Origin of the sequence: Peribacillus frigoritolerans (genome assembly GCF_001636405.1) — a bacterium.
GTDB lineage: Bacteria > Bacillota > Bacilli > Bacillales > DSM-1321 > Peribacillus > Peribacillus frigoritolerans.
On record NZ_KV440950.1, the window covers coordinates 3643018 to 3658684 of the forward strand.

16 protein-coding genes are annotated in these 15667 nt (G+C 37.3%); 2 read left to right on the forward strand and 14 right to left on the reverse strand.

What is annotated here, in order from left to right; all coding sequences use genetic code 11:
* Window positions 1–1095 precede the first annotated feature (1095 nt).
* The 10 genes from A6755_RS17305 to yneA form a co-directional block, all read right to left on the reverse strand.
* On the reverse strand, window positions 1096–2217 hold the full coding sequence (locus A6755_RS17305) for an NADH-dependent flavin oxidoreductase (protein WP_063591467.1): 1122 nt from the start codon (window positions 2215–2217) through the stop codon (window positions 1096–1098).
* An 82-nt stretch (window positions 2218–2299) separates the two neighbouring features.
* The gene (gene trxA, locus A6755_RS17310) at window positions 2300–2614 is read right to left on the reverse strand and encodes a thioredoxin (protein ID WP_034312928.1); all 315 of its coding nucleotides are present in this window, start codon (window positions 2612–2614) and stop codon (window positions 2300–2302) included.
* A 50-nt stretch (window positions 2615–2664) separates the two neighbouring features.
* A complete protein-coding gene (locus A6755_RS17315) occupies window positions 2665–3048 on the reverse strand; it encodes an IDEAL domain-containing protein (RefSeq protein WP_063591468.1) in 384 nt (127 codons plus the stop codon).
* Window positions 3049–3148: 100 nt separating this feature from the next.
* Window positions 3149–3568 carry an RrF2 family transcriptional regulator gene (locus A6755_RS17320; RefSeq protein ID WP_034312932.1) on the reverse strand — a complete coding sequence of 140 codons (420 nt, stop codon included), beginning with the start codon at window positions 3566–3568 and terminating at the stop codon, window positions 3149–3151.
* Window positions 3569–4399: 831 nt separating this feature from the next.
* Complete coding sequence (locus tag A6755_RS17325; protein WP_034312934.1) at window positions 4400–4615, reverse strand: YneF family protein; 216 nt, start codon at window positions 4613–4615, stop codon at window positions 4400–4402.
* An 84-nt stretch (window positions 4616–4699) separates the two neighbouring features.
* Window positions 4700–5140, reverse strand: a complete 441-nt coding sequence (gene sirA, locus A6755_RS17330; RefSeq protein WP_034312935.1) for a sporulation inhibitor of replication protein SirA — start codon at window positions 5138–5140, stop codon at window positions 4700–4702.
* A 295-nt stretch (window positions 5141–5435) separates the two neighbouring features.
* Window positions 5436–7439: a transketolase gene (gene tkt / locus A6755_RS17335; RefSeq protein ID WP_063591469.1), complete on the reverse strand. Its 2004-nt coding sequence runs from the start codon at window positions 7437–7439 to the stop codon at window positions 5436–5438.
* A 229-nt stretch (window positions 7440–7668) separates the two neighbouring features.
* The gene (locus A6755_RS17340) at window positions 7669–7902 is read right to left on the reverse strand and encodes a DUF896 domain-containing protein (RefSeq protein ID WP_034312941.1); all 234 of its coding nucleotides are present in this window, start codon (window positions 7900–7902) and stop codon (window positions 7669–7671) included.
* A gap of 65 nt (window positions 7903–7967) precedes the next feature.
* The gene (locus tag A6755_RS17345) at window positions 7968–8624 is read right to left on the reverse strand and encodes a YneB family resolvase-like protein (protein WP_034312943.1); all 657 of its coding nucleotides are present in this window, start codon (window positions 8622–8624) and stop codon (window positions 7968–7970) included.
* Window positions 8625–8643: 19 nt separating this feature from the next.
* On the reverse strand, window positions 8644–8955 hold the full coding sequence (gene yneA, locus A6755_RS17350) for a cell division suppressor protein YneA (RefSeq protein WP_034312946.1): 312 nt from the start codon (window positions 8953–8955) through the stop codon (window positions 8644–8646).
* Between the two features lie 154 nt (window positions 8956–9109).
* Here yneA and lexA point away from each other — a divergent pair, with 154 nt between their 5' ends.
* A complete protein-coding gene (gene lexA / locus A6755_RS17355) occupies window positions 9110–9733 on the forward strand; it encodes a transcriptional repressor LexA (RefSeq protein ID WP_034312948.1) in 624 nt (207 codons plus the stop codon).
* A 476-nt stretch (window positions 9734–10209) separates the two neighbouring features.
* Here the strand turns inward: lexA and A6755_RS17365 are convergent, their stop codons facing one another.
* Complete coding sequence (locus A6755_RS17365) at window positions 10210–11742, reverse strand: esterase/lipase family protein (protein WP_063592595.1); 1533 nt, start codon at window positions 11740–11742, stop codon at window positions 10210–10212.
* A gap of 733 nt (window positions 11743–12475) precedes the next feature.
* On the reverse strand, window positions 12476–12700 hold the full coding sequence (locus tag A6755_RS17370; RefSeq protein ID WP_034312951.1) for a helix-turn-helix transcriptional regulator: 225 nt from the start codon (window positions 12698–12700) through the stop codon (window positions 12476–12478).
* A gap of 134 nt (window positions 12701–12834) precedes the next feature.
* Here A6755_RS17370 and A6755_RS17375 point away from each other — a divergent pair, with 134 nt between their 5' ends.
* Complete coding sequence (locus tag A6755_RS17375) at window positions 12835–13473, forward strand: LexA family protein (RefSeq protein WP_052137445.1); 639 nt, start codon at window positions 12835–12837, stop codon at window positions 13471–13473.
* A 359-nt stretch (window positions 13474–13832) separates the two neighbouring features.
* Here A6755_RS17375 and A6755_RS17380 read toward each other — a convergent pair whose 3' ends face one another.
* Both A6755_RS17380 and A6755_RS17385 read right to left on the reverse strand, forming a co-directional pair.
* The gene (locus tag A6755_RS17380; protein ID WP_063591472.1) at window positions 13833–14522 is read right to left on the reverse strand and encodes an N-acetylmuramoyl-L-alanine amidase family protein; all 690 of its coding nucleotides are present in this window, start codon (window positions 14520–14522) and stop codon (window positions 13833–13835) included.
* A 432-nt stretch (window positions 14523–14954) separates the two neighbouring features.
* Entirely contained in the window at window positions 14955–15449 is a 495-nt protein-coding gene (locus tag A6755_RS17385) for an alpha/beta fold hydrolase (RefSeq protein ID WP_244889686.1), read from the reverse strand.
* Window positions 15450–15667: the final 218 nt, after the last annotated feature.

Consider the following 15667-nt stretch of genomic DNA (forward strand, 5'->3'; position numbering starts at 1 on the left):
TTGAAATGTAAACTACCTAAGCATTTACTCTTGTACAGGAATTTTCACAAAGGAGTTGGAATAATGCCATTAAATTATAGAGTACCATCGAATCCTATTCTTTATGTTCCTACAAAAGAAAATCTTGGATTGAAAACAATAGTTCCTAATTTGAAATATCATGTCTAAAAACTAAAACTCATATTCAGGAATAATAGAGTACAGTAATAACGAGAATGATCATAACCTCATGTTTTTTTATTTCCAGTGTGTCTTCAATGAATCAAAAGAAACGCTATTTTTTTATAGAACTAAGTTATATATATTCCCTCAGAGACAGTTAAAGTGCTACTATCCAATCTGAGGATAATAAAAATCAACGGTACTTTAATTTGTTCCCATGGCTTTCAGTATACAAACGATAGATATTTAGACTGATCATACTAAACATTGTTAATCCCCGATTGATGACATAATCATTTACTCTTTCATAAACATTAATTCGATTACTTTTTTTAACACTTGAAAATAGGAAAATCACAGATAAAAAGTCATATGCATTAACGCTGTCTTATTGATCTGTTGGTAGATTGGGGGGACCATGAGGCAAATTATTATTAATTTCATTTTCATTCTAGTCATATCAGTAATTTTATTTTTTATCTTTAGCTATGATGCATCTTTAGATAGTGATTATATGTTGTCTCTTTTACTTATCATTTCTCTACAAATATCTTTGATATTAGCTATTCTGTTAAAAAGAAGGTAACACCAGAAGAGCAACCATTAATTAATGGTTGCTCTTCTGGTGTTAACTAGCGTCCTTCCTACCTTTTCCACGCGTTCCGTAAAGAAAGCCCAAAATTTCCGAATGTATCTGCCGGTGAGGCTTAAGTGCTAGTCAATAAAAATTCTAAACTTTCCCCTGTTTTATTCCGAATCAGCTTAGAAATAGAATGCTCAGTTATTCATTCGGACTCAATTTAAAATCACTATTTAGATTCTCATTCATATAAATGACTTTTCCATACATAAAAACCCGGATAAGAACACTTTTATATGTGTTTCTTAACCGGGTTATATAAAAACCAAATCAGTACTTTTACGAACTTTTATTTATTCAATCCCCGGAAACCATCCTGGAGAGTGGATGATTGCTTGCCATAATGGGTCTGGAATATCAAGTTGCTGCTGATTTTCTTTGTTTATTTTGGTCACGATTTCAGCTTCCCTGCCTTGTTCCACTTTTTGTACCCATTCAGGATCAATTATGATTTCACGCCCTAATGCTATTAACGGAACCCCCGATTGCAATGCTTTGATCGCATCATCTGCTGTATAGATGGAACCAACCCCAATTAATGGAACTTGATCTCCGATACGTTCTTTAATGATCTCTATCCGAGGTCGGTCAACGTCGGTTCCCCGTCTTGCTTTCGACCAGAAATCCATTAATGAAACATGAAGATAATCCAGATCCTTTGTTACAAGCCCATCAATTAATGCAAGTGTATCATCCATGGTGATTCCTGGTGTTTCCGGTTCTTCCGGTGAAAAACGGTAACCTACGATGAACGGATCCTTGGCATGTTTGGCAACCGCCTTTTTCACTTCATCCACAACCGCTAATGGAAAAGTCAGGCGCTTTTCAAGAGAACCGCCCCACTTGTCTTCACGACGGTTCGAATGCGGCGAAAAGAATTGCTGTAGCAAGTAACCATTTGCACCGTGAATCTCAACACCGTCAAATCCCGCTTCAATGGCACGTCTGGTGGTTTCACCAAAGTCGAATATGATCGATTCTATTTCCTTTTCAGATAGAGGTCGTGGAACTGCTTTCCCTTCACCTTCCGATGGGATGTTGCTTGCACTGACAACATCACCATTTACCAATTCGGGTGGAACCTCTCGGCCGCCATGAAAGATCTGGAGAATTGCCTTTGCACCTTTCGCTTTTATCGCTGATGCCAAACGACTTAGACTAGGTATCAATTCATCCTGGTCTCCGCCAAATTCCCCGTGAAAACCTTTGCCATTAGCCGTCACGTAAGTACATGCCGTTATAACCATGCCGACCCCGCTTGACCGACGTTCATAATAGTTAACTTCGGCGTCGGTTACAGTCCCGTCAGGATTAGAAGAGAAATTTGTCATAGGTGCCATCACCAATCGATTTTTCACTTCTAATTTCTTTCCTAAATTGAACGATTCAAATAATGGTGTATAGTTAGAATTCATTTAGTAATCCTCCATTTAGTTACCCACCCTGTTGGTTGGTATAAGTCCTTAATTAAATATCATCCGCGTATTATGATTATAATCATGCATATTTTGCGATTAATGCCGATATGGCTTCTTTTGGCTGGAAACCAATAGCTTGATCTACCTTTTCTCCATCTTTGAATAGAATAAGGGCTGGAATTCCCATCACTCCATATTCGCTCGTCGTATCTGAATTTTCATCCACATTAAGTTTAACGATCTTAACCTGATTACCCATTTCCTCATCGATTTCATTAAGAACTGGGGCAATCATTTTACACGGACCGCACCATGGGGCCCAAAAGTCAACCAATACTAAACCTTCCTTGATTTCACTAGCAAAATTATCATCTGTAACATGTTCTATTGTCATGATCATTTCCTCCTTGTATTATCCGAAATATTTATGATCTTTACTCACATCTATTTAAAATCAAGTTTTGCGATTCTATTTCCCGGGATTTGAACCTCTGATTTCCGGGCAGTTATTTTCGGGTGGATTTTGATGGATTCCAATTTACCGGATAACTCCATAAACCATGTTTCATCTTTAGAAAGTAAAGCTAAATCAATTAAGGCCAAAAGATGAGCTTCGTTACTGATTTCTAGATCCGGCAGTTTTTCAGTCCATTTACTCGGAATCCAAATCAATTTCCCAACCGCTTTTTCATTGTCGCTTTCAACTACATTCACTTTAACGATTTCTCGATTATCGCTTACGGTTTCAACGAAACCATGGATAAGTTCCCCATCTCTTGATTTTCCCTGTACCCAATCCCCATTTTTAAACAGATTGTTTTCAACCATTTCCTTAGCACCCCTTTTATGTTCGTTTATTATTGAAACTATAGTTATTAACTGTATTAATAAAATATACATTTTGTGCAAAGAAAAAACTAAATCAATATCACGGACATTGTTTAATTTTTTCCAAAAATGTGCTGAGAGTTATATCTTCTAAATATTTTTCAAAATATAATTCAGCTTCATCAAATATTTGATCCATGACTACCTGGGTATTTGAAGATATGACACATTTTTTCTCCGGATCACCTGTACACCACTTTGGTTTCAGGGTTCCATGTGAGACCGCTATATAAATATCCGCCAAACTTACCTCTTCAGGGTTACAGTCTAGAATATAGCCTCCGCCCACACCTTCTTTAGTCTTAACAAATCCCTTTTTTCTTAAGCTGCTCATCATTTTCCGAATCCTAGCCGAGTTTGTACAAACGTTTTCTGCGATGGACTCACTGCTTGCCATATGATCTGGTAGATAAGCTAAATAGACCAAACTATGCACAGCTATTGTAAAATCACTATTCACTTTACGTATCCTCCTCAAGGAGATTACTGTAATATTAATATTTACAGTTGAAAAAGTCAACTCAAAAACCTCAACTGCTTCCTCCACTATATTTGACCGATTTAGTATTGCAGTGAAATCCCCACTTTACGCTTTTAATATTGCCCAAGTTAATGAGCCTTAATGTAAGACTCGGTGATAATATTTAAACCTTAATTATAGATACACTAAATTGACAACAAATCCATTCTTTCTTCATGAATGTTTTTTTTATTTAAACAAACATTCAAATAAAAAACACCCGATTACTCGGATGATTACTTTAATCAATTTTATATTCAATAACTCATTATTGGTTTTGCGCTTAAATAAAAGATTAATAGAAAAGATTTATTACTTTTTACATTTAGATTTCAATTTGAATTTTGATTCCCATTTGTTGTCTTTAAATTTACATTTGTGTTCAAATTTAAGTTCACATATAGGAAAACACACCTTACATATTTTTACAATATCTTTTATCATTCTAACCACCCTCCTTAATACTGTATATGCATCTTTTGATAGAAAGTGTGGACAAGTATAATTTTTTGGCGTATTTACTTTCCAAATAAAAAAGCCCTCACATAGATTGAGGACTTACCTTACCATTTACCATTCCAATTCCAAAACAAAAACCACCTTTTCTGGATCATTCATTCAGAAAAAGTGGCTTAAGAAACAAAAATGAAAGATAAACCAAAATTTTATATAAAATCGGTAGAAGGATTCAGATTAAATCCATTTCGATATTATATAAAATTTTGCATCCAATCTTCCAAGAACATTGATATATCAAGGTTTCATGCTATCTTATTTTGTTTGTTGTTTATTCATGGCGCTCATCATTTGATTAATTTTCTTTTGGGATGGTTTCATACCCATTTGCATCATCATCATTTTCAACATTTGTTCGTTAATTGGCGGATTTTTCTTTAAGTAATCCATCATGTATTTACGAGCGATGAAAAATCCCAGCACTACTCCAGCAATCAATGCCAGTACGCCAACTAGAATGTAAACCCACATACTATTTCCTCCTTCATGTTGTCTAACATCAGTGTACTAGACCAAAGGTTATTATACAATACCCGCTACCGAAAAGTCCCCCATTTAGACAAATTTTCTTTCTTTTATCGGTTTTAACCAACCGTATTTTTCATGTTCAAAATCAATGGCCAGAAAACTCGCTTCATATTTTCGAATACTTTCAAAGAAAGCCGTTTCCGCTTCATAGTCTCCTTCAGCTTCAAGAGTAATGGAATCATTCTGAATGATTAAAACGGCTTTACTTGATCCGTTTGTTTTTTCTAAATAGTATTTTCCATTTTGAGTCCAATAATTCATCTTTTTTTGCAAACGTTGTTCAATAGCTAACTGCAACTGGATAATCGGGACTTTTTTGGTGACATATTCGATTTGTTTTTGCAAAATACTCTTTAGTCTGCCCCTTGCTTGAATATATTCCAAAAACAAATTGAAAAATAGCTTTTCTCTTCCATAATAATGATGGGCAAATTCATCTTCGATTAAATAAATTTGATAGGTTCTCATCAGCCAATGCCTCCTAGCTTTCCTATTTTGGTACGAAACATCTAACCACCAGCACCCTGTCCACTATTTTCCACTATTGATGACTTTCCCCTTTAACTGACACATTTAAACGAAATTTATTTATTCTCATTATATATTGACAAACAAAAAAGATATGTTGTTTGCTGGAGAAATTTTCTTCTTTTTTTGTCGAATGGAAGATTTCCTTTAGTATAGAAGCACATTCAATATATAATAGGATTCTTTTGATAAAAAAACTGACACCAATCTAGTTGGTGTCAGTTCCGCATTATTGTTATTTAAGCATTTCTTTAACAAGAGCAACTACATTTTCTACAGTGAAACCGAATTCCTCCATGATTTTACCGCCTGGTGCAGAAGCTCCAAAATGATTGATGGCCAATATTTCACCCTCATCACCTGCATAACGATCCCAGCCAAACGGTGAAGCCACTTCGATAGCTAAACGTTTTTTCACTGCCGGATTGATTACGCTTTGTTTATATTCTTTTGATTGAGTTTCAAATCGGTCCCATGATGGCATGCTGATTACCGCAACATCAATTCCTTCGTTCGCTAAAGCTTCCTGTGCTTCCACAGCCAAGTTCACTTCGGAACCAGTCGCAAGAAGTAATGCATCGGCTACTTCTTTCTTAGAAGCAGAGATGATGTAAGCACCTTTTGAAACACCTTCATACGCAGTTTCGGAAGTGCCTTTTATTGTTGGCAATCCTTGACGAGTCAGTACAAGAGCAGTTGGTTTATTTGTAGACTCCATAGCCACTTTCCAGGCTGCTGCCGTTTCATTGCCATCAGCTGGACGGATTACCCCTAGGTTAGGCATTGCGCGCAATGATGCTAATTGTTCGATTGGCTCATGAGTCGGTCCGTCTTCCCCTACAGCAATGCTGTCATGGGTGAACACATAATTAACAGGCAGTCCCATCAGTGCTGCCATTCTTATGGCAGGACGTAGATAATCAGAGAATACGAAGAATGTTCCTCCATATACTTTTAAGCCACCATGAAGTGCCATTCCATTTAAAGCCGCACCCATAGCGAATTCACGTACACCGAACCATATATTACGGCCACTGTAATTACCAGGTAATAGATCTGTCTCACCTTTAATGGCAGTATTATTAGACCCGGCTAAATCCGCAGAACCCCCAATGAAGCTAGGGACCTTTTTGGCGATCGCATTCAGTACTTCCCCACTTGAAGCACGGGAAGCTAATGTCTTACCTTCTTCATAGACTGGAATTTCCTGATCCCATTCAGCAGGCAGTTCACCTTTAATTGCAAGCTCTAATTGCTGTGCTAACTCAGGATGTGCTTCTTTGTAATTTTTAAATAATTCATTCCAAGCTTCTTCTTTTTGAGCTCCTGCATCAACAACAGCTTCATTGAAGTGTGAATACACTTCTTCAGGTACATGGAAGTCCTCTTCGAATGTCCATTTGTATGCTTCTTTTGTCAATTTAAGCTCATCTGCACCAAGCGGAGCGCCGTGAACGGCAGATTTACCTGAACGATTTGGTGAACCGTAACCGATAACCGTTTTCACTTCGATTAATGTTGGGCGTGCTTCGTCGGTTTTCGCTTCTTCAATCGCTTTAGCAATTTCCTGAAGATCATTGCCATCCTCAACGCGGATATATTGCCATCCATAAGATTTGAACCGGTCTGCTACGCTTTCACTAAATGATTGACTTAAGTCGCCGTCAAGGGAAATATCATTAGAATCATATAAAACAACAAGTCTTCCCAGTTGTAGATGTCCAGCTAATGAAGCGGCTTCTGCAGAAACACCTTCCATTAAATCTCCATCTCCACAAATGCTATATGTATAATGATCGACCACATTATAAGAATCGCGGTTATAGCTTTCTGCCAAGTGACGTTCTGCCATTGCCATTCCGACTGCCATTGCGATACCTTGTCCAAGCGGCCCGGTAGTTGCATCCACACCAGCCGTATGTCCGAATTCAGGATGTCCTGGAGTTTTACTGCCCCATTGACGGAAGCTTTTCAAATCATCGATAGATAAGCCATAGCCTGATAAATGAAGAAGGCTGTATAACAGCATAGAACCATGTCCAGCTGAAAGAACAAAGCGATCTCTATTAAACCAATCTGGATTTTTCGGGTTATGGTTCATATATTGGGTCCATAGTTTATACGCCATTGGCGCTGCACCCATTGGCATACCCGGATGGCCGGAATTAGCCTTTTCAATTGCATCAATTGATAATGTACGAATCGTATTGATAGAAAGTGCATCTAATTTATCTAACATATTGTAAAAACATCCCTTCCTGTAATGTACCTCTTTATATTATAGTGACAAGCATAATATCACAACTAAAATCACTATTTAATGCCCCAATATTACAATTTTCTAGGAATAAGAAGTCACCTATTTAGATTAAACTAAATAGGAGAATACATACATGAATGCACTTTCTTTTTACTCCAAAATGCCAAAGAATCCTCAAATGGAATATTCCATCAGAAGAATCCAAGCATTAATGTAAATTTCGTTTTTCTTTTATATTTTTTATCTTTTGAGGAGTGACGTCATTACCCTCTGGATCCACGACTTTCACATGCTCCAACGTGTCGGACATGGATTTTCTGAATGTTTCCAAATACTCACTTCTCAATTGGGTTTGCTCTTTCGCTTCAACTTCCGTCAAGCCTTCACCCTTTGCCTTTTTAGAAAGTTCATTTATACGGGCTATTTTTTCTTTTGATAACATAATTTCGCTCCTTCATAATCTGCGGATATTGTCATGGTATTAAAAAAAAAGCGAAATTACAAGTTCTATGATTTACTTTCCTTTGTATTCATTTGATGTTCGAGAAAACGCCTGTTCACAGTAGCCTTAGATACATTGTATCCAAAGCCCCTTAATGTGGCTGCGATTTCTGAGAATGTTAACCCATTGGCACGCAGTTTAATAATTTCTTCAATAGGAATCTCCATACGGTCCCTTCCAGTGGAATTCCTTTGATTCTGAAGATTTTTTTGAGGACGGTACCCTTTTTCAACGGCTCTCATCATTCCGCGCTTTATTTTAAGATTATGTAGTTTCCTTTGATATTCTTCTACAATGCCCACTATCTGAATGACCATGGCATCCGAATCCGATAACTCCAGCTCCCCATCGTGTGAGAGAGTATAAATTTTCACATCTTCTTTAAGGATGACATGGAAAAGGGCTATTTTGGCATTCCCTCTTCCCAGTCTTGTTTCATCCTGGATTAATAGCACTTCAGCTTCTTTGGTTTTAAATAATTCGAGCATGTCAAAAATGCCATCCCGATTCAACTCATAACCACTTGCCTGTTCTTTTATAATGGAAACAACTTCCACATCCATCTTTTCAGCCAATTTGACTAATTCATCTTCCTGCCTTGCCAATGATGTTTCCTGTGACTCTTTTTCGGTGCTGACCCTACAATAGATTACCGCCTTCATAATACCCTACCTTTACTACTTACTGCTCACTGGCCAAATTCTGGACAAGTTCTTCCCCTTTAACAGGTATGACAATGACTTGTCCAGGCTTTATCGAATCCGCGCTGACTCCATTATTCTCTTCTATCCAACCAATGAATTCTTTTTTTGTCAAATTTGATTCTTCATATTCTTCGGCAATTCCCCATAGGGTGTCACCCTCGCTTACTTCTATAGAAAGGAAATCCTTTTTTTGATCATTGTTCAATGTACAAGAGAATAAAATTGAAAAGATGAATACTGATCCCGCTAATAGAATCGTATAAATATAATTTTTGTATAATTTTTTCATAATAATCCCTCCAAAGCGAATGTTCGTTCGTATGTTATGATCAAATTATAATACGAACGTTTGTTTCAGTCAACAACAAATTCGAACTTATGTTTGTATAGAGATGGGGGCCATGCTATAATGTAGCAAAGAACATTGGGGAAGAGGTGCACAAATGACAAAACTATCAAAACGGCAGCAAGATATTCTTGATTTCATTAAAGAAGAGGTCCGCCAAAAAGGGTATCCGCCTTCCGTACGGGAGATTGGCGAAGCAGTGGGACTTGCATCAAGTTCAACAGTACACGGACATTTATCCCGCTTGGAAAGTAAAGGCCTTATTAGACGTGACCCAACCAAGCCAAGGGCCATTGAAATAATGAATTTGGAGGAAGCGAACAATATTCCCAAAGTCAATGTCGTGAACGTGCCGTTACTTGGAAAAGTAACAGCGGGCATGCCGATAACGGCCATTGAGAACATTGAAGAATACTTTCCGCTTCCCGAAAGCATGGTTCCACATGATGACCATGTATTCATGCTGGAAATCATGGGTGAAAGTATGATAGAAGCAGGAATTCATGATGGAGATTATGTCATCGTGAAACAACAAAGCAGTGCCAATAATGGAGATATCGTCGTGGCGATGACGGAAGATGATGAAGCCACTGTAAAACGATTCTTTAAGGAACCGGATTACATAAGGCTTCAGCCTGAGAACTCAAATATGGAACCAATTATTTTACGAGATGTTTCGATACTTGGAAAAGTAATAGGCTTATATAGACAAATACACTAAAAGCGCTTCCCGCGCTTTTTTTGTTTGTTTAATTTATGTCCAGAATTCTCTCAATATGCATATGGAAGAGTAGATATTGAAATATTTTTTAATAGAATCTAGTTTCATGCGAATTTAAACATCCTTTATAAGGGATGAAAGTTACTATCGCCTTTCTCGTAATATGATACTTTGGAAAAAGCTCATTGAAATAAAAAAAAGAGGATTTAAAATCCCCACTTTAATAAGGTTTAGACCGACCAAGTCATTCCACTGTTGAATCTGCACTTGTTGACAACCATTTGCAAGTGCAGGGAAAAAAATACATATATTTTTTTCCCCCGATAACAAACTTCCAACCATATCCATCAGAGACCCATTGAATTAATACTTCAATAAGTAATTACGACCTGGCTGTTTCCATTGGCTGAATTACCATCTCCCTAGTTACCCCTACCATCAAAATAATGCCTCCTCAACTAAGAGAAGGCATTTCGCTATTTCTCAATATAGACCGAACGAATCAGCGTCCGGGTTCTTTCAGTACCATCCACATTTTTTTCCTTAACATCTATTGTTAAATTATAAACACCTGACTTAGGTACTTCTGGAAGGGTGCCAGTAAAATTTTCAGTATCCATTGCCTTAATTGAGTTTTTTTCACTAATTTCATTACCGGTTTCATCTATCAGATGAACCAAAAATGTTGTACTGATTGGTCTTTTTTTATCATTCATTGGATTCTTTATTAAAAATTTTGCATCTTTTTGCTTAACTTTACCGGCCATACTTATTGTAATGGGATTCTTTTCGTTAAATTGTGCTGTGAACAGGAAGGCGTCTTTTGGCGATTTAGTCTTCATTCGTACTTTCCAGTCACCAATTTCAAGGTTATTTCTGTAGAATGATTGGATGGTTGCACCATTAAAAAAGGAAGTTTCATTTTTGGCTGAATGAACCTTTAAGGAAGGTGAATACTTTTTATTGGATGGAGAAATCAATTCAACCTCGACATCATTTGAGGCTGTATATATGCTTATATTACCTGGGGCAGCTTCATTTACATGGAAGCTTTGTTCGACCCAGACATTTTGTTTCAGGACATCACCCAGAACGGTTTGAGCGAGTGCTGTTGTAATGACATCATCTTCAACTCGTTCTTTATAATTAACATGATATGCAGGAATCCCAGCGGTGGATGTGCTTTTTAAATAGGGTTCAATTCTTGAAAATACAGCTGAGCCAACTCGAATATTGTCGTGATCAAAGTTGGGATCCGTAAATAAATGTGTTGCATAGGGTATTTTTGTACTCCATACATTCACCAGTCCATCATTTTCCCCATATGATGATAAATATTGTCCCCCCATTGATAAGGCTGATAGTACCGGGCCTCTGTTCATACCTGCCACAGTGAAATACAAGTTTTTACGAGAGTTGATATGGTTATCCGTGACAGAACGAAATTCAGCCATTTTACCAACTTGTAAAGAATAAGTTCCCTCATCTTTTTGACCTAATAAGGAACCAAGCCAGCCCGCATACCAGCTATAAGCCAAATCAGCTAAGTGAGAACCATGATGTGGGGAAGCTAAAGTGATCACCCTTCCAACATATTGGTGTGCTCCATAGTGGACTAGAGCCGCTTGGGTGTCTGGGCCCCCTTTGCTGTGAGCTATAATATTTACTTTTTTGCCCCCGAAATGGTTACTGATTTCTGAAAGCATTTGAGCTAAAAGCCTTCCATTGGCATATTGGCTCACTGACCCATTTCCAGCTGAATCATGAAGCTGAACAAAAACCGTTTGGTAGCCAGCTTCATACGCTTTGGTATACATATCATTGACACCATGATATTCCGTTTCGCCATACCAGCTGGTTGAACTGCCGTTTTTCCCTTGAACAAACACGATCGGTGGTTTGTTTGTATCAAGATTGGGAGGAATACTTCCAAGAAACCAATCCCCTGGACTGAAAGTTTCTGAGGGCGGTTTCAATTTTCCTGCTGAGGAAATGTCTGGCTTTGCCATAAATAATATGGTTAGAATGAGGACAAGAAAAACGACATAATTGATTACATTCCTTTTCAAGGGTTATCTCCTCCAATATCATCTGGAATTTTTTTGAACTCATCCAATTACCAATGCCCAGCTTCCAAAGCCTTCATTAGTATATAATTGTACTTTTGCATACCATTACCTGCTATCTTCATAAAGATGGGAGAAAAAAACTAGAAGAAGTTTCATTGATAATAGAGAAAAAGTATGAAGATTTGCCTTCCATTCATTTATGTATGCGGTCTTTTTCATTTTATGAAGACGTGCTTTGGGGAAAACGGAATGCTGCCAATTCACGAAAATAGAGAACAAGCCCTTATCCTGCATAGGATAAGGGCTTGTTCATCCAGATAAACTTTTCCTTCGAATTTGCCATTGTCCATTTGCTCCTATTCATGGTGTTCAGAAGTCCGCCCTATACATTAAGTAAATAATTTTCTTTAACAGCAATTGGCTGTCATTATTGGAATCTCAGTAGCAATCGTATATTTGCACAAGAAGATTGGATTTGTACACCTTTTACTCCATACACGTATTTTACAAATGTTCTAATGTCAGCAGCTCCTATGCAACTTCAAAAGAATTATTTTCCCTTTCCTCTTTGTTCCCCCCTTTCCATCGTTACTTGAATCTTGTCCTATGGAAGTCAGGATTGTATGGATTCAAATGGCCACTCTGTTGAGGAAATGCTGGTTCAATTGAAGCTTTAACTACATTTAAAGTGTAGGTCAGGGTCAAAAAAAATGATATCGTCAATCGAGAATCCTACACATTCAGCAAATAAATAAGCCTTATCGATTCGCAAAGGAATCTTATATTGCTCATAGTCAATGTAAGTCCTCTTGGCCATCTTCAGCACTTTAGCCATTTCATCTTGAGTTAATCCTTTATACTTCCTGGCTTGTTTAAGTGTGAACTTAACGCTTGTCATATCTTGTCACCCCCTATCTAAAAAAATAATATCACACTTGAAGTATAGTTACCAACATTTTTTCGCAAAATTCACGCACTTTTCGTTTACTCACTTTCACTCATAGTGTATATTCAAGTAAGAGGTGAAGAAATATGCACATTGGTGAACGGATTAAAATGTTAAGAAAAGAAAGAAAAATGACACAAGAAGATTTGGCAAAAGTATTAAAAGTAGCTCCTACGGCAGTATCAGCTTGGGAATCCGGACGGAATAAACCTTTAATGGATAAATTGAGCATGATGTCCACTTGTTTTGAAATACCGCTATCCCACCTCATTGAAGGAGCGCCTATCGTTAGAAATAATCCTGGAATGGAATTCCTAAATGAAAAAAATGTAAGATTAATTGGTGTCTACGGAAATATCCCCGCTGGAGAGCCTAATTTCACCAACGAATATATAGAAGCGTATATGCCGACATTAAATTCGATGCTTAAATCGGATAAAGAATATTTTTTCCTTAGAGTGAATGGCAATAGCATGAATAAAGAATTCAGAGACGGATCATTGATTCTCGTTGAAAAAACAACCTACCTTGATAACGGGAAAATTGGAGTGGTCTTGGTAAATGGGCACGATGCTACGGTCAAAAAAGTGAGAATCAATGAAGAAAACATCATACTCACTCCCTGCAGCACGGATCCTTTTTATGAAGAAAAAACCTATAACATAAAAAATGATAGAGTCCGTATTTTAGGAAAAGTGGTTCAAGCCATTAAAATATACGATTAATATTTAACTCGAGGGTTTCTTACGGAAAGAAAGTAAAATAAATGAATAATGAGCAGCCATACATAGATTCAATTCTTACAGTTTTTATCAACTTAATTGCTGTTGCATTTTAGGTACAAGCCATCATGGTTTGTGCTTTTTAGTACTGTTCTTTTATTTGTCTTTACATAAAATCCATTTAAATTTGTGTCAGCCCATAAAAAAAGGCATACCTTACATACGGAAGGACCGAATCAGGACGGCTTAATGTAGAGTTTTTCATTACATGTATATTTTCTGAATCAAAAAGGCCCCACTCTTTTTGAGAAGGGCTTACTGTGTGGTGTGCTTCTGGAAGGTATAAATAATTATTAATTATTTCATTTCACCCGCAGTTTCTGGTTAACCGTAATGGTGTACTGGCTGTCAAGACCGTTCCAATCTTTAATTTGCTGAACCGTACTGCCATAAGAATTGCTTAAGGAATATACTGTATCCCCACTAACGACAGTGTGGTATATAGCTGTACTTTTCTTAGTTAGATTGAAGCATTTAACTAAACCGTTTACATGTCCGCGAGCCAGTGATTCGATAAAGGATGACGTTTTCAACTTTGCTGCGTCATTTACATTATCGATAAATCCATTTTCAGTCAGGAGTGCAGGCATGTCCGTTTCGCGGAGTACATGTAAATCTCCTGTTTTTTGTCCTCTGTCCTGGATGTTGATAAGCTTCATGACCTCTGAATGAATATGATCTTGATACGTTTTCGTTATCTGGTTAGTGGACGTATAAATGTAATCCTCGTACCCGGTTCCGCCGCCGGCATTAATGTGGATGGAGAGAAAAAAGTCGGCCCCCCACGCGTTCGCTGCATTCGTACGATCGTTTAAGGAGGGGTAGGTATCTTGGGTCCTGCTCATTTTCACAGAAACGTTATTATATTCTATCAATAAGATGTCTTTGATTCGGGTTGCAATGGATAAAGTTAAATCCTTTTCTCTCAATCCATTCCCGACCGAGCCTGGATCCGTACCGCCATGGCCGGGATCAATAAATACTTTCACCATTTCTATCACCTCTATTAATCTTATGTTACGTATTAACAAATGCTTGTACACATAACTATCGGATCAAAGAAATTCTGCCGTTCTCAAAAAAAAAATACACCCCCTAAAGGTGTAGTGGCATTATATGATGATATTCGCCCAATGGACGGGAATTCTTTGAAAAAGACTTTTCTATTTTTTTACTTTCGCATCAGGAATTTTTGGAGAATAAGCCATCTATAATCAAAGGAACAAGAAGATTGAGGGATATTAAAAAAAGTCAACATTAACACAAATTTATCGGTTTTTGGTTTGTTTTATTTATCGCTTCTGCGCACTCTTTAATTGAGTCAATCACTATAGTCGGTTCTGATATTTGCGGAAAATGTCCACTCTTTTCAGCGACAATGTGTTTGCTGTTTCTTGTCAATGAAAGTAATTCCAAATTGATTCTCAAGTCGTTTTTTTTTTCGAGCTTCCTCTGGCATCATTCGATTTTCTTGTCCACCAGTAATGACAAAGTACAGGTATTTCGGGAAATGTATCAGTTAGATGGATTTGATTAATCGTTTTTTCCACAAAGTTTACTTCATTGAATTGTTTATGTGAAGACAAGGAATCAAACACTTTGAACATTTCATTAATGGTTTTTACTGCCTTGCCTTGATATTCATTAAGGCTGAATCTTTTGGTACTGGATTCTAAAAAAACAATTCCAGCTACTTCATTCGGGTAAAGGCGAGCATATAAATTAGCATATAGGCCTCCTAGCGAATGTCCAACCAATAAGAATGGAGATTCAAATCCCACGCTTGTTAATGCTTCACGTAAAGTGTTAACAATATTCAACCCGTCTTGGCTTACCTTAAGTTTATCGCTGCCAGCAACACCAAAACGATTATAGGAAAATACTGATGATGACTCCGAAATTGCCGGCAGTATTTTCATCCAACCGTCTATCGGGCCGGAACCACCGTTAATTAAAACTATATTTGGTTTGCCGTTTCCACTAATATTATATTAGTAGCGTCCCTTTCGTAGTTTCCGCCTTATATTTTTCTATTTTTCAATGTCAGCACACCCCACTTTGTTTAGATTAATTACGTGTGTAACAAGGTATTGGGTTCATTTATAAAAACTGCTAAATGGATTCTTTGAATTTTTTA

Coding starts and splice junctions, on each gene's coding strand:
- A6755_RS17345 (WP_034312943.1), bottom strand. CDS start 8,624: ATGAAGGCGGTAATCTATTGTAGGGTCAGCACCGAAAAAGAGTCACAG.
- A6755_RS17375 (WP_052137445.1), top strand. CDS start 12,835: ATGCACATTGGTGAACGGATTAAAATGTTAAGAAAAGAAAGAAAAATG.
- sirA (WP_034312935.1), bottom strand. CDS start 5,140: ATGAGAACCTATCAAATTTATTTAATCGAAGATGAATTTGCCCATCAT.
- A6755_RS17365 (WP_063592595.1), bottom strand. CDS start 11,742: ATGGCAAAGCCAGACATTTCCTCAGCAGGAAAATTGAAACCGCCCTCA.
- trxA (WP_034312928.1), bottom strand. CDS start 2,614: ATGACAATAGAACATGTTACAGATGATAATTTTGCTAGTGAAATCAAG.
- A6755_RS17325 (WP_034312934.1), bottom strand. CDS start 4,615: ATGTGGGTTTACATTCTAGTTGGCGTACTGGCATTGATTGCTGGAGTA.
- lexA (WP_034312948.1), top strand. CDS start 9,110: ATGACAAAACTATCAAAACGGCAGCAAGATATTCTTGATTTCATTAAA.
- A6755_RS17315 (WP_063591468.1), bottom strand. CDS start 3,048: ATGGTTGAAAACAATCTGTTTAAAAATGGGGATTGGGTACAGGGAAAA.
- tkt (WP_063591469.1), bottom strand. CDS start 7,439: ATGTTAGATAAATTAGATGCACTTTCTATCAATACGATTCGTACATTA.
- A6755_RS17305 (WP_063591467.1), bottom strand. CDS start 2,217: ATGAATTCTAACTATACACCATTATTTGAATCGTTCAATTTAGGAAAG.
- A6755_RS17340 (WP_034312941.1), bottom strand. CDS start 7,902: ATGTTATCAAAAGAAAAAATAGCCCGTATAAATGAACTTTCTAAAAAG.
- A6755_RS17385 (WP_244889686.1), bottom strand. CDS start 15,449: ATGAAAATACTGCCGGCAATTTCGGAGTCATCATCAGTATTTTCCTAT.
- A6755_RS17370 (WP_034312951.1), bottom strand. CDS start 12,700: ATGACAAGCGTTAAGTTCACACTTAAACAAGCCAGGAAGTATAAAGGA.
- A6755_RS17380 (WP_063591472.1), bottom strand. CDS start 14,522: ATGGTGAAAGTATTTATTGATCCCGGCCATGGCGGTACGGATCCAGGC.
- yneA (WP_034312946.1), bottom strand. CDS start 8,955: ATGAAAAAATTATACAAAAATTATATTTATACGATTCTATTAGCGGGA.